Origin of the sequence: Methanolobus halotolerans, from assembly GCF_004745425.1 — an archaeon.
In the GTDB taxonomy this organism is placed as follows: Archaea; Halobacteriota; Methanosarcinia; order Methanosarcinales; family Methanosarcinaceae; genus Methanolobus; species Methanolobus halotolerans.
Genome location: NZ_PGGK01000005.1, coordinates 59541 through 72461, shown reverse-complemented (window position 1 = coordinate 72461; position 12921 = coordinate 59541). Strand labels below are relative to the sequence as shown.

At 40.5% G+C, this 12921-nt stretch carries 11 protein-coding genes; 5 read left to right on the top strand and 6 right to left on the bottom strand.

Annotation, left to right across the window (positions count from 1 at the left end; genetic code table 11):
• Positions 1-42: 42 nt before the first annotated feature.
• From CUN85_RS06105 to CUN85_RS06090, 4 genes are all read right to left on the bottom strand, one after another.
• Positions 43-432: a sensor histidine kinase gene (locus tag CUN85_RS06105; protein WP_135389445.1), complete on the bottom strand. Its 390-nt coding sequence runs from the start codon at positions 430-432 to the stop codon at positions 43-45.
• Positions 404-2005, bottom strand: coding sequence for a PAS domain-containing protein (locus CUN85_RS06100; RefSeq protein WP_135389444.1), 1602 nt, complete (start codon positions 2003-2005; stop codon positions 404-406). Before CUN85_RS06100 ends, CUN85_RS06105 begins: the two co-directional genes overlap by 29 nt.
• 343 nt (positions 2006-2348) lie before the next feature.
• Positions 2349-3746: a PAS domain-containing sensor histidine kinase gene (locus tag CUN85_RS06095; protein WP_167848808.1), complete on the bottom strand. Its 1398-nt coding sequence runs from the start codon at positions 3744-3746 to the stop codon at positions 2349-2351.
• 247 nt (positions 3747-3993) lie between these two features.
• The gene (locus CUN85_RS06090) at positions 3994-5292 is read right to left on the bottom strand and encodes a M1 family aminopeptidase (RefSeq protein WP_135389442.1); all 1299 of its coding nucleotides are present in this window, start codon (positions 5290-5292) and stop codon (positions 3994-3996) included.
• Positions 5293-5555: 263 nt separating this feature from the next.
• Here CUN85_RS06090 and CUN85_RS06085 point away from each other — a divergent pair, with 263 nt between their 5' ends.
• The 3 genes from CUN85_RS06085 (at position 5556) to CUN85_RS06075 (ending at position 8491) form a co-directional block, all read left to right on the top strand.
• A complete protein-coding gene (locus tag CUN85_RS06085) occupies positions 5556-6857 on the top strand; it encodes a phenylacetate--CoA ligase family protein (protein ID WP_135389441.1) in 1302 nt (433 codons plus the stop codon).
• Between the two features lie 52 nt (positions 6858-6909).
• Positions 6910-7758: a methanogenesis marker 8 protein gene (locus CUN85_RS06080; RefSeq protein ID WP_135389440.1), complete on the top strand. Its 849-nt coding sequence runs from the start codon at positions 6910-6912 to the stop codon at positions 7756-7758.
• 253 nt (positions 7759-8011) lie between these two features.
• On the top strand, positions 8012-8491 hold the full coding sequence (locus tag CUN85_RS06075; protein WP_235856225.1) for a DUF421 domain-containing protein: 480 nt from the start codon (positions 8012-8014) through the stop codon (positions 8489-8491).
• A 342-nt stretch (positions 8492-8833) separates the two neighbouring features.
• Here CUN85_RS06075 and CUN85_RS06070 read toward each other — a convergent pair whose 3' ends face one another.
• A complete protein-coding gene (locus tag CUN85_RS06070) occupies positions 8834-9238 on the bottom strand; it encodes a PaaI family thioesterase (RefSeq protein WP_135389438.1) in 405 nt (134 codons plus the stop codon).
• Positions 9239-9469: 231 nt separating this feature from the next.
• On the opposite strand from CUN85_RS06070, the gene CUN85_RS06065 reads away from it, so the two are divergent.
• A complete protein-coding gene (locus CUN85_RS06065) occupies positions 9470-9703 on the top strand; it encodes a transposase (RefSeq protein ID WP_135389579.1) in 234 nt (77 codons plus the stop codon).
• 190 nt (positions 9704-9893) lie between these two features.
• Here the strand turns inward: CUN85_RS06065 and CUN85_RS06060 are convergent, their stop codons facing one another.
• Positions 9894-10820, bottom strand: coding sequence for a S16 family serine protease (locus CUN85_RS06060; RefSeq protein ID WP_135389437.1), 927 nt, complete (start codon positions 10818-10820; stop codon positions 9894-9896).
• Positions 10821-11431: 611 nt separating this feature from the next.
• Between CUN85_RS06060 and CUN85_RS06055 the strand changes: the two genes are divergently transcribed.
• Positions 11432-12727, top strand: coding sequence for a DEAD/DEAH box helicase (locus CUN85_RS06055; RefSeq protein ID WP_135389436.1), 1296 nt, complete (start codon positions 11432-11434; stop codon positions 12725-12727).
• Positions 12728-12921: the final 194 nt, after the last annotated feature.

Genomic DNA, 12921 nt, shown 5'->3' with positions numbered 1-12921 from the left:
AACTTACTGCTGTCGCTTGTTTTGTAGAACAACTTTTGCAATTCAGCAATTGTCTTCTATATTGACTGGTATCATGAATCTGAAAATGCTGCCTTCTCCGACTTTACTCTCAACCCTGATATTCCCGCCGTGCATCTCAACGAATTTTTTGACAAGAGCAAGACCCAACCCGGTTCCTGCATATTCGCGAGTCAGGTAAGGATTTAGTTGTTTGAATGGCTGGAATAGTTTATCCATATCATTCTTTGGAATCCCGATTCCTGTGTCAGTTATACTTATCTGGACAAAACTACCGGAAATCTTTGCTTCGATTGTCACATGACCATTTTCAGGTGTGAACTTGATGGCATTGCTTATAAGGTTGTAGAGGATCTGTTTGAATTTGGTTATGTCTGCATCTATATTACCAAGTTGCGGATCTATTATTAACATCCAGAAAGATGTTCTTCTTTATTGCAAGTGGGTGTATTATTGTCTTAATCTGGTCGATAGCACTGGATACATGGAATTGCTCATACTCAAGATCCATCCTACCGGCCTCAACCTTTGAGAGATCAAGGATATCATTAATAAGATCCAGAAGATGTTTACCTCCTTTTGCTATATGCTGTACATAAGTTGTCTGTTTTTCGTCCAGGTTCCCGAATGTATTATCAAGTAAAATGTCCGAAAAACCTATTATGGAATTCAACGGAGTCCTTAGCTCATGACTCATGGTGGCCAGGAACTCACCTTTAATCTGGTTGGCAGTTTCAGCAACCATCTTGGCATTCAGCAGTTCCTCTTCAGCCTGTTTACGCTCAGTGATATCACGACATACGCAAAATGAAAGTTTCCTGTCTCCGAATGAGGCTGCGTTTGCACTGATCTCAACATCAAGTAGACTACCATCCTTGCGGCGTTGGCGTGTTTCGTGAAGTATTCCTTTATTGTCAGCAAACCGGAGCATTTCAAGCATGTGCTCGCGGGTATAATGACTTTCCCAGTCCCACATATGCAATGTCTGCATTTCCTCGTGAGAATAACCAAGCATATCAGCATATCTGGGGTTAGCTTCGAAAACCTTCCCGTCCTGGTCGATAATTACTATTCCGTCCCTGGATTGCTCCATCAGTATCCGCCGTCTGATGGCTTCTTCAGCCAATATCTCTTCGGATTGTTTCTTCTCAGTAATGTCCTGGATAGTACCTATGACTGCATTTCTTTCAGCATAATATTCCGCTACAGCATGTATGGTACGGATTTTACCATCATTCTGTCTGATTATCCTGAATTGTATATCATAAGGCAGCCGGTTTTCTACAAGGTCCCGAAGTGCCCTGTCCATTATAAGGCGGTATTCAGGCAATGGTACTTCCTGTATATTCCGTATTGTAAGCTCTTCATCCTCAAGGCCATATATTCTTCTTGCTTCTTCAGAAGCACTCACTTTACCGGAATTGAAGTCAAACTCCCAGCTTCCGATATGTCCGACTTTTTGTGCTGTACGCAGCTGCATCTCTTTTCTTCGCAATTCTTCTTCTGCCAGCTTGCGTTCAGTGATATCATGAACGATGTAGTAAAGCAATGATTGAGAATCATGCATTATGGGACCACTATAGACTTCGACATATCTGACCTCATCATTTGCAAGGCGATGCCTGGCGAAAAAGTATTTCCTTTTTTCATCGGCAGCTTTTTGCATTTCAGCTTTTTTCTCTTGATCTGACAATTCACATATATCGCCGATCTTCTTGCATGTCATCTCTCTCATCGTCCAGCCATAATAGTTGCAGGCTGCTGTGTTAGCATCAACGATATGGGAATTTCCAGGATTGACAAGCAGTATGACTGCATTGTTGTCCTTAAAAAAAGATACATACATGTCATCACTTGTCGGGAAAACGCTTGTATTCTCCTTGTCAGGGGTTTCAAGGTCATGTGAATGACTGCTTAAAGACGTGTAGTCTCCAGAATATGATAATATATTTTCATTTCTGTCTAATCGGGAATTCTCTTTTTTCATGGAACCTCATAAGCAGGTATCTGAAGAAATACTGGTAATCTGTATTTTCTTCTTGACATTTAAGTAAGATTTTGCGATTATCATAATAATTTTTATAAAAATTCTGGATTTATATATGGTTTTTAGTATACTTTTACTCGATAGCAAAAGAATTAATATGTTACATATATTTAAATGTGTTCTTGTTCAACACATGTCATGTAATTCATACATTCCAGAATTGCTACAATTTATATACATCGCAATTATAAAAAATAATTATTTATATCTATATATATGAACAATTAATTGATCTGGCTGGATTAATATTGTATAGTATGCTGGTAAATGTGTCCTGTTGACCTTATGCCTTTCTTACGGTAACCCAGAATACACTTCCCTGTCCATCCAGGTTATCTTCTACTCCATAATTTCCGTCATGTAATTCGATTATCCTTTTCACGATGGCCAGACCAAGACCGCTACCTTTGATGCCTTTCTTGTCCGCTCGCATAAAACGGTCGAATATGCGGGCTTTATCAATGTCAGAGATTCCATGGCCGCAATCTTTGACGGTAATTTTCCAGTGATCGTTCTCATCCAGGAAATCAACGTTTATATTGCTATCTTCAGGGCTGTACTTGATCGCATTGGATAGTAGATTCAGAAACACCTCTCCAATTATCGGATTGACTTTCGCAGGACAGCTCAGATCCCGCCTTATCACAATTTGCTGCCTTTTCGAATCGGCTTCGGTTTTAAGATTCTCTCCGGCTATCTGGAAAACCGGGACAAGATCGATCTTTTCGAACTGGACCTGTTCAACTTTTTGTAACTTGCTCAGTTTTGTGGCCGACTCCAGCAGTTCGATCAGCCGATTGATATTCTCATATATTTTTCGCAGGGCAGGATCTTTTTCTTCACTGCAGGGTTCGCAAATAAGTTCTTCTGTAAATCCTTTGATTATTCCGGCAGGTGTCAGCAGGTCATGACGAATAATATCAATGAAAAGTTCCTTGAGTTCACCGGAGCTTTTTAGCTCTTCAGTATATGTTTTAACTCTGTCTTCATGTTCTTTGGTTTTTGAGATGTCCCTGACAACGAGGAGTATTGCTTCTTCTTCATTGTAATCCACACAGCAGGAATCAATCGTTGCGGTAATCCTCCCATCCGTACATAAGCATTCCGTCTCTTGGTTAAATGCGCCATGATTGAGAGTATGTTCAATAATTGTATCCACCTCCTTGGAACCGATATAACCTGTATCTGCCAATTTAAACTGTGATATCTGGCTACATCCGAAATTCAGGCAATTCATGGATGCTCTGTTGCAGTCAAGGATATTTCCCTCCTGGTCAAGAACGAAAATATGGTCATGTAAATTGTCAAAGATATTCCTGATATTTTTCTCCGAAACATTGAGATGTTCTAGCATCTGCTCCTTTGCAAGGAATTTACCAATAAACTGTGATATCCTATCGAGCAATACACTGCTATCTCTGGAAGGAAACGATTGCATGTCCCATTTTTCTATGTCTGTTTGTACATTGTTGAAATATATCTCAATTATCCCTGTTTTTTGACCGCCGACTACGATATCATGTGCTATTTTCTTTCCCTTTCCTTCAAAACAGGACGATCTGAATGTTTGGGTTTTCCAGACTATTCTTGAAGACACTTTGCCATAAGCGCAGAAAAGGACAGGTATCTCATCAACCGCTTTTTCCAGAATTCGGTTCGCAGGGCTGGAGGCATGAAGCATTTCCGGCAAGCCAAATAGTGTATAATTGTATGTGTCTTTTTTTTGTTTGCAATGTATTTCCATAATCCCTTCACTCCCACAAGTTAAAATCCAGTCCCCGGTGGCTCCGATCACTCCCTCCCACAGTTGTGATGAGCCTTTGAAAAGAGAATATGCCCGATCGGCATATTCTCTGCGCTTTGCAATATATCTTCAATACTTTATTATTTGTATTCAGGATATATTTTTTAAATTTATTAGTTATTTATTAATATATGTAGTTTTTGATTTGATCCTGATAATTCTCTGAAGATGAATTGATTATACTGATGAACATGTCCTCATCGACCTGGTTCTTTGATTTCAAAAATTCCCGGTTTGATTTTTTCATGGCTTCAATACCAAGGTCTTCGTAAAGGGTGTAGGTCAGTGCAAAAGCCTTTTTATAAGTAAAATCAACTTCTTCCTGAGTCATTGAATTAAGCTTATCAGGTGTGCTCCATTCTGATAAAGGGACCTCATATTGTACTTTTAAGCTCTCATATTTTTCCAGGAAGCGTACTTTCCTTTTTTCAGCTTTTTCAGGTGTGGTCTGGTTCAGGGCGATATATGTGTAAAGGTCAGCATATCCTTCGTCCATCCAGAGCTGATTAAAGTTACAGGCACGGGTCCAGTAATGTGCGAGCTCATGAATGAGGATTTCATTACTTGATGTGTGTAGCATCCAGATACCTTTGCTACCTTCATTGTATCCTCCATAGCCCCCTGTCTCTGTAATATTGGCTTGTGTTATCGTTATGTTGTAAGACACTGGATATGGTATTCCCCAGTTTACTTCAAGTATTGGAAGGAACTCAGTTGTGGTGTCCATCATTTCCCGGGCCCATTCTTCTTCTCCTTCCCAGTATCTGATCCTGACGCCGACTTCTTCTTGCTGCAGCTGGACGGTATCTTCAAGTATGGAATAATCAGTTGATCTTGCCGACTTTACAAGGCATGGGCCGGACCATGCCAGTCCTTTTTCAAATTTATAAATGTTTGAGTATTTTTTTCTTTCCAGTGAATAATCCTCTCTTGCGAGATGAGTATCAAAATCAGATGGGATCTCCAGACTCACTGCTGTGTTATCTCCATATTCGCTCATGTAAAAAACCGCAGTGTTCTTATTGATATTCAGATCGTACTCAAGATAGAATGTATAACTTTCTTCGTGCCATACTTTCCGGTTGAAATTGAATACATAGAAACCTTCCGTGTCCTGGCGGAACGTTAAACTGTCATCATCATCGTATGAACTGATGTTCCTGGCATTCTCCGGAAGGTAGTAATTGTAATTTGAATAGTAGCCTCTCCAGTAATTGGTACTTGGGTTGTTGTTCAAAAAGATTATCTGCTTTGTGACATGAACGATCTCTTTTTCGGGTATGGTTTTATAGTGCACATTTATATCTGTAACTGTGTTATCATCTACACTGGTAGTATTGCTGCCTGCCATCACAAATTGTGTACATACCAGGCTGATGATTACCAAAAGCAAAAAGCATTTACCCATTAACTTTTTTTTCATTTCGCTCACACACTTATGAGGAAATGATTTACTGAACAGTGTTTAATATATTATGGCATAATATAATAAAAAATGTTCATGATCTGGTTTTCTATGTACACGCGATGCTCTATTATGTATATAATCCTAAATATATGAATAAATATATCGGAAACATGTTCAATTTGATGCATTTTGATTTTGACCGGCGTGATGTCCATTGATTTAAAGAGTAAATCATTTAAACAGGAAGTTCTATGTTGGATGATTGCGGAGATTTTCTCATGAAATACTGGCAGCCGAAATACGAGACAATGAAAAAAGATGAACTGACAGCATTGCAATCAAAACGTTTGAAAAAGACGGCTGCATCAGTTTATAGCAATGTGCCCTTTTACCGGGAGAAGTTCAAGCAGCTTGGTATCAGACCCGGGGACATCAGATCGGCTGCTGATATCAGCAAGCTGCCAACTACCAGGAAAACGGATCTTCGTGACAATTATCCATTCGGACTTTTTGCTGTCCCCCGCAAAGATATTGTGCGTATACATGCATCTTCAGGCACAAGTGGGAAAGCTACGGTTGTAGGATATACCAGACAGGATATTGAGACGTGGTCTGATCTAATGGCCCGCAACCTTACAATGGTAGGGCTAGGTGAGGATGATGTTTTCCAGAATGCTGTGAACTATGGTTTGTTCACAGGTGGTCTTGGTTTCCATTACGGTGTCGAGAGGATTGGTGCTGTGGCAGTGCCAAGCGGCACTGGTAATACGGCCCGTCAACTGGAAATGATGATGGATTTTGGTGTTACAGCTCTGCACTGCACTCCTTCCTATGCACTTTATCTTGCCGAGACCGCACAGGAGATGGATGTCGTGGACAAACTTTCACTGAAGGTCGGATGCTTCGGTGCAGAACCATGGTCTTCAAATACCCGCAAACAACTGGAAAGCGCTCTTAATATCAAGGCGTATGACTCTTACGGACTTTCGGAACTCATGGGACCCGGCGTGGCCTTTGAGTGTGAACACCAAGACGGCCTGCATCTGTGGAGCGACCATTTCCTTGTAGAGGTGCTTGATGAGGAAGGAGAGCAGGTTGCCGAAGGTGAGAAAGGAGAACTTGTACTGACCTCTCTTACAAAAGAGGCCCTTCCTATCATAAGATACCGGACAGGGGACATTACACGGCTTCTTGAAAGTGAATGTTGCTGTGGACGGACGACAACGCGCATATCCAGACTGCTCGGAAGGGCGGACGACATGCTTATTGTAAGAGGCATCAATGTGTTTCCCTCTCAGGTCGAAAATGTCATCGCAAGAATACCTGAGATCACGGAGCATTTCCAGGTGGTGCTCGACAGGAATCAGAAAATGCTGGATGAGCTGACAGTAAAGGTCGAACTCGAAGAAAATGCATTTACAGGCGAACTTAAAGATCTGGCTGCAGTAAAAAGGCATGTTGAGAACGAGTTGAAAGCCGTTCTGAACATCAGGACAAATGTCGAACTCGTGGAAAAGGGAACTCTTCCCAGAACCGAGGGCAAGTCAAAAAAGGTCATAGACAAAAGAAATGCACTTTAAACTTATACTACTTATGTTAACTTTGACGTTATACTAATCAACTGGTGATCAAATGCCGCACATAATGGAAATAATGGGACGAACAAGAGTAGTTGTTGAGCATGGAAAGGTTATCGAAGTGGGCGAACCGCAGATACGATGGTGCCCCATTTTTGAAAAAGCAAGAGGTATCAAAGAGATCACCAAAGAAGAGGTCCGGAAGAATATGGAGTTCCGCATCAGGGATTTCGGACTTTTCACCGCGGAGCGCAAGCTTGAGATGGATGTCTTTGTCGGTTTCGGGGCATCGGAGGTTATGATGACCGGCCTGGACAGGAGTATTATCGACACAACTGTAACTGTATGTGATGGTGCGGGAACTGTCATTACCAATAATCCCACCCTTGTTCAGGGTATGGGGGCGCGTATATCCGGGCTTGTCGAGACTGAACCGATCGATGCGGTAATAAACGGAATCACTGAGAGGGGAGGTATTGTGCTTGATCCTTCCGGCGCCACAATAGACGCTGTTGCAGGTGTTAAAAAAGCTGCACACCTGGGATATAAGAAGATAGCGGTATCGGTTGTTTTCCCTGAAACTGCTAAACAATTGCGTGAGTTTGAAAAGGAAATGGGGCTTGAACTTATTCTCATAGGAGCACATGTCACGGGCATTGACAGGACATTTGCAGAAGGACTTGTAAAACATGTTGATATTATCACAGGCTGTGCTTCAAAGAATATCAGGGAAATTATCAGGCCGCTTGCCCAGGTAGGCACTGCAGTACCACTGTTTGCTATTACTCAGAAAGGAAAGGAGTTGCTCCTTGAAAGGGCAAAGGATGTTGAATCGCCAATCCTTATAAATACGATGCCTCTTCCTGCATTGCCTGAACATAAACAGCCCCGGGAACTGATCTGATCTTTCAATGAGATCCGACCATTTCATTGATATTTTGAATGAATATTTTTTGTGATTAATGAGGGCATCGTGTGAGCCTCTTACGATATGCTCATACACAGACTAAAAAGCAGATTATTTTATAGTATCAGGTATAACATGTTTTGGGGATCAAAAGTAGTCTGCATGAAGTTAACAGGGAATAATAAGACGGGGGTTAGTAGTTATTGATCTTTTCTTCAGTAGCTGGGAGAAAATATTAAGGATAGTTGTATTGGGTGTATGTGGGTATATTGTACTTGTGCTGCTATTAAGAACAACAGGTCAGCGTACGCTTTCAAAGCTAAACGCTTTCGATTTTGTAATTACAGTTGCCCTTGGATCTACTTTCGGGACACTTCTTCTATCCAGTGATACTCAACTAATAGATGGTATAATGGCTTTTGGGGTACTTGTGGGACTGCAGTTTTCAGTAAGCTGGCTGACTGTAAGATCCGATACTGTAAAGAGGGTGGTCAAAAACGAACCTAAGTTAGTTTACTATAAGGGCAATTATCTGATAGGCAATATGAAAAAGGTCCGGATAGTCAAAGAAGAAATAGAACAGTCCATAAGAAGTACCGGGCATTCAAGTGTCAGGGATGTAGATGCTGTTGTTCTGGAAACTGATGGAGGTCTTTCTATAATCAGTAAGGGAAGTAATGAAAGCATTGAAGTCCTGAATATTGAAAAACCAAAAAAAAGTTCAAAATAGATATAATAAAGAAGAATAAGGAAATAAGGAAGTTCTGATCAACGCTTCCCCATTTTTTTAAATACCTTTGATGCCAGTACACTAGCTATAGCCATCGCAATCATCTTCTTGATACTCATATTTTCTTTGCACCCCCCCAACTCTGACTGATAATTACATTTTTTCATAAAGCTTTTAGATACAGATAAGCTTCTATAAGAATATATAGATTACAGAACTTATAAAAGTAAAGGTAACATTGTTACGTAACAATGTTTTTTTCAGAAAACAGACTTTTGCCGTATACATATACTCTTATATATATTGCAAATCGATTAAATTTATTATTATAGTCTGAATGCTTTATTCCAAAAGTTCAAGTGCATATTTCTTCCTGTAGGCCATTCCGTTAAATATTGCGATAGTATCTCCTTTTTCATTGGTGACGTTAACAACGTAAGTGGAGATCTTCGGATTGATAGAAGTTTCCTTTGCTTCTGCTATCAAATGGCCCTCACCAACAGCTTTTACAAAGGAGATATCACAATTGATTGCAACGGCAACAGTGCCATGTGAATTGGATGCCGCCGCAAAGGCCATGTCCGCAAGCGTGAATATCGCACCTCCATGCACAGTCCCAAGAACATTGAGATGTCTTTTTTCAATCTCCATTTTAACCTTTGCGTAGCCTCCGGATACTTCAGTCAGGCTCATTCCTGAATTCTTTGCAAAATTCTCCTGTTGGAAATACTTTATTATTTTATCCATGTTTGACCTCTTTCTTAAAGAAACCTATGATGAGATTAGTTTTTACTTATTTATTTTAGTAATTTGTTCTTAACAATAATACAGGTTATGGATAATCGGGAATGATATTTCCAATTATAGTTAAACACGTAGTTAATTATACATGACATAATTATCTTCTATTATGAGGGGAGGGGGGGTAAATATTGAGCACAGGCTAACTCTGGAGCAGCTTGATGATCTTATTAAAAAATAAAAGAATTCCAGATTGCAACTGGAGGAATAGTTATCATAATCGATAACTTTAGAGCTCACCATGCAAAGAAAACAGTTGCAAAAGCTCAAGAACCAGGAATTGAGTTATCGTTCTTACCACCTTATTCATCAAATCTGAATCCGATAGAATCTATATGGAAAAGTGTTAAAAGAGTAATTCAGTCACATTCATCAAGTCTAAAGAACCTTAAGAGAAATAATAAAAAATGAATTCACAAAATTATCAAAATCCCTAACATTCGCAAAGGCCTGGTTTGAAAAATTCAAACCATATATAGGAAGTGTAATTGGTTGAGTTCAGGACTATAGTTAAAATTGCTGGTATACAGCTATGGAGGGAATTCCAGATTTGTCTGTATAATTCAAATAAGGATTTCATAGAGCCTTTCTTTCTATTTTATTATCCTTCCCGGATAAATGCATAATCCAGCACATCTTCTATAGTTCCAACATATTCCACATCGATACCGACCTCTTCTTCAATATAGGATTCTGTATCAACTGTTTCTGAATTCTCACTACTGATCACAATGTCTCCTATCCTTTGCTCACTTGTATCATCAATGGAAATCATCTGATTCACTTCCGGAACAAGGAGTAGTTTCTTGCCAGCGTCCTTTGCAGCCTGTGCTTTTTCAACCAGTCCTCCTATGGAGCCTATATTACCGTCATCATCGATAGTACCGGTTACAGTGACCTCAGGATCAAGTGTCTCACCCTCAATTGCTGCTATCATTATTAAGGTCATTAATGCACCTGCACTGGGACCATCGACACCAGGTATCTCCTGGTCGGCTTTTATGCTGAATATAGTGTCACTACTGGCAGGGCTTGTGTTCGTTATATCATGAGATACAAAAGCAGCTGTATTGGCTGCATCCTGGAATACTACACCCATCAAAGGCTCTGTCTGTACCAGCACTCTGCCCTTTCCCGGTATAATTTCAACAGAAACATCTATCATAGTACCTTCCTCTGTGACAACTCTCCTGTAGAAAGGTCCTTCACCCACAACTTCTATCTGCTGGATCACCGCAGGTGCCTGCAATGTAGCAGCACCCTGTATGCCTGTAGGACAAGTGCCTGAATCTGATTCAAGTTGATAGATACGTTCCCTGTAGAAATCAAGCTGTGCAGTACAGGACTGTAAGGACTGATCATTGTCCCTGATCTGTGTTCTTAAAGCATCGTTTATTTGCTGAAGTGATTCTATCTCTTCCTTCATCTGCCGGACTTCAGAGTATTCAACAGGCTGAGCAGATACCCAAAGGTAGCCATTGAGCGCCATAGAGGCTATCAATAGTAATACAATTACCCGATTCCCCATCAAACTTAATATGTACGCTCTCGTATTTACCGTTTCTCAATCTTGGCGGAAGGTGACAACGTTAAAATCCTGATATAGCACCACAAAGATATTATCCAGTAATTTAGATTTGATTTCATGGACAAATCAATGATCTTTGAGATAGTACAAAGGCAACATGGATGCCGAGTCTGTGATAAGATTCTCCAGAAAGGAAATGGAAGTTTTCAGTGAACATTCGGATGAGTATGGGTTTTAGAAAAAGGTGCAGGAATAAGCTGATTATGAGTTCTGCCCTGCCTCAGGCCCGCTTTATTGAAAAGGGATGTGACAGTTGTTCCGGGATGAGCAGTAAATATGAGGAAACGTCTCCGGATGTTTAATTTTATTTTACTTCTATGGGTTATGGGGGTAAATCACATTGTTCAAAAAACCATTTTCACCGATAGGCTTAATTCATTTGTTGCAGTATGAATAGCATTGAACTTTCTTGCTTTGTTAAACAAAGCAACTTGGGCATTGATAATTTGAGATTTGCATATTCACCGGAATACAAGGTCAACGATATATTCTTATCGTCCGTTTGTACTTTTCAATATCACCAAACAAACTATTAAAAGGAATTTATAACAATGGAACCAATAACTTTCAAAGATCTTCAACTGTCAAAAAGCATGGAAAAAGGAATTGAAGATCTGGGTTTTGAAGAACCTACTCCTATTCAGTCTCAGTCCATCCCTTATATTATGGAAGGCAGGGATGTTATCGGCCAGGCTCAGACAGGAACTGGCAAGACCGCAGCATTCGGCATACCTGCTCTGGAGATGATCGAGCAGGATCTTGGGAGAGTGCAGGTACTTGTGCTCTGTCCTACAAGGGAACTCGCAAATCAGGTTGCTGACGAGTTGAACAAACTTGCCCGGTATAAGGATATCAAAATCCTGCCTGTATATGGAGGACAAAGTATTGACAGGCAGATACGGGCTCTGCGAAAGGGTGCTCAGGTAGTCATCGGGACTCCGGGCAGAATCCTGGACCATATCGAACGCCGGACACTGGATATCGGGCATGTATCAATGGTCGTACTGGATGAAGCTGATGAGATGCTGGATATGGGTTTCAGGGAAGATATCGAACTGATCCTCAATAATGTTCCTACAACAAGGCAGACAATTCTCTTTTCAGCGACGATGCCCGGTCCTATAATGAAATTGACCAAGCGGTACCAAAGGGATCCTCAGCTTGTAAAGACAGTTCACAAGAAACTCACAGTACCCAATGTAGAACAGTCCTACTTCGAGGTCAAGCCTCATGCAAAACCCGAGATACTTTTCAGGCTGATAGATATCTATGATGTGAAATCCTCACTCGTTTTCTGTAATACTAAAAGAGGCGTGGATCAACTGGTCGAAAAGCTGAAGTCAAGAGGATACTTGGCTGACGGTCTGCACGGAGATATGAAACAGCAGCAAAGAGAAAGGGTAATGGCCAACTTTAGAAAAGGGGATATAGAAACCCTTGTTGCAACAGATGTAGCTGCCCGGGGTATAGACGTGGAGAACATAGAAGTTGTGTTCAATTATGATGTGCCCCAGGATGAAGAATCATACGTACACCGTATCGGAAGGACTGGAAGAGCAGGAAAACAAGGACTTGCCTTCACATTTGTTTCAGGCAAAGAATTGTACAAGCTTAAGAGTATACAGAGATATACAAAAGTGAATATCACTCGAAAAAAGGTACCTTCCAGAAGTGATGCCGAGGACTTCAAAGCAAACTTGCTTTCTCAGAAAGTAAAAGATACTATCGATCAGGGGCACCTCGGAAAATATGCTCACTGGGTCGAAACGTTGCTTGAAGAGGATTATAACTCTATTGATATAGCAGCAGGTCTTGTAAAACTCATGCTGTCTGAAGATAATAAGTGATATTCTGAATTTCACAGACACTGCCGGATATTTGTCCGGCATATGCCTGCTCAGTTCAATTTATATAGGTTGAGCTTTATATGTATGCACAGAAATAGTCTGTATATCAGTATTAGAACTCATCCTTGTTTTTTAATAATTGCAGGCATTTGCTTTATTTGAATCCGGATATTTTCTACATTGATACACTTTAA

Coding starts and splice junctions, on each gene's coding strand:
- CUN85_RS06105 (WP_135389445.1), bottom strand. CDS start 432: ATGTTAATAATAGATCCGCAACTTGGTAATATAGATGCAGACATAACC.
- CUN85_RS06100 (WP_135389444.1), bottom strand. CDS start 2,005: ATGAAAAAAGAGAATTCCCGATTAGACAGAAATGAAAATATATTATCA.
- CUN85_RS06095 (WP_167848808.1), bottom strand. CDS start 3,746: ATGCTTCATGCCTCCAGCCCTGCGAACCGAATTCTGGAAAAAGCGGTT.
- CUN85_RS06090 (WP_135389442.1), bottom strand. CDS start 5,292: ATGAAAAAAAAGTTAATGGGTAAATGCTTTTTGCTTTTGGTAATCATC.
- CUN85_RS06085 (WP_135389441.1), top strand. CDS start 5,556: ATGAAATACTGGCAGCCGAAATACGAGACAATGAAAAAAGATGAACTG.
- CUN85_RS06080 (WP_135389440.1), top strand. CDS start 6,910: ATGCCGCACATAATGGAAATAATGGGACGAACAAGAGTAGTTGTTGAG.
- CUN85_RS06070 (WP_135389438.1), bottom strand. CDS start 9,238: ATGGATAAAATAATAAAGTATTTCCAACAGGAGAATTTTGCAAAGAAT.
- CUN85_RS06060 (WP_135389437.1), bottom strand. CDS start 10,820: ATGGGGAATCGGGTAATTGTATTACTATTGATAGCCTCTATGGCGCTC.
- CUN85_RS06055 (WP_135389436.1), top strand. CDS start 11,432: ATGGAACCAATAACTTTCAAAGATCTTCAACTGTCAAAAAGCATGGAA.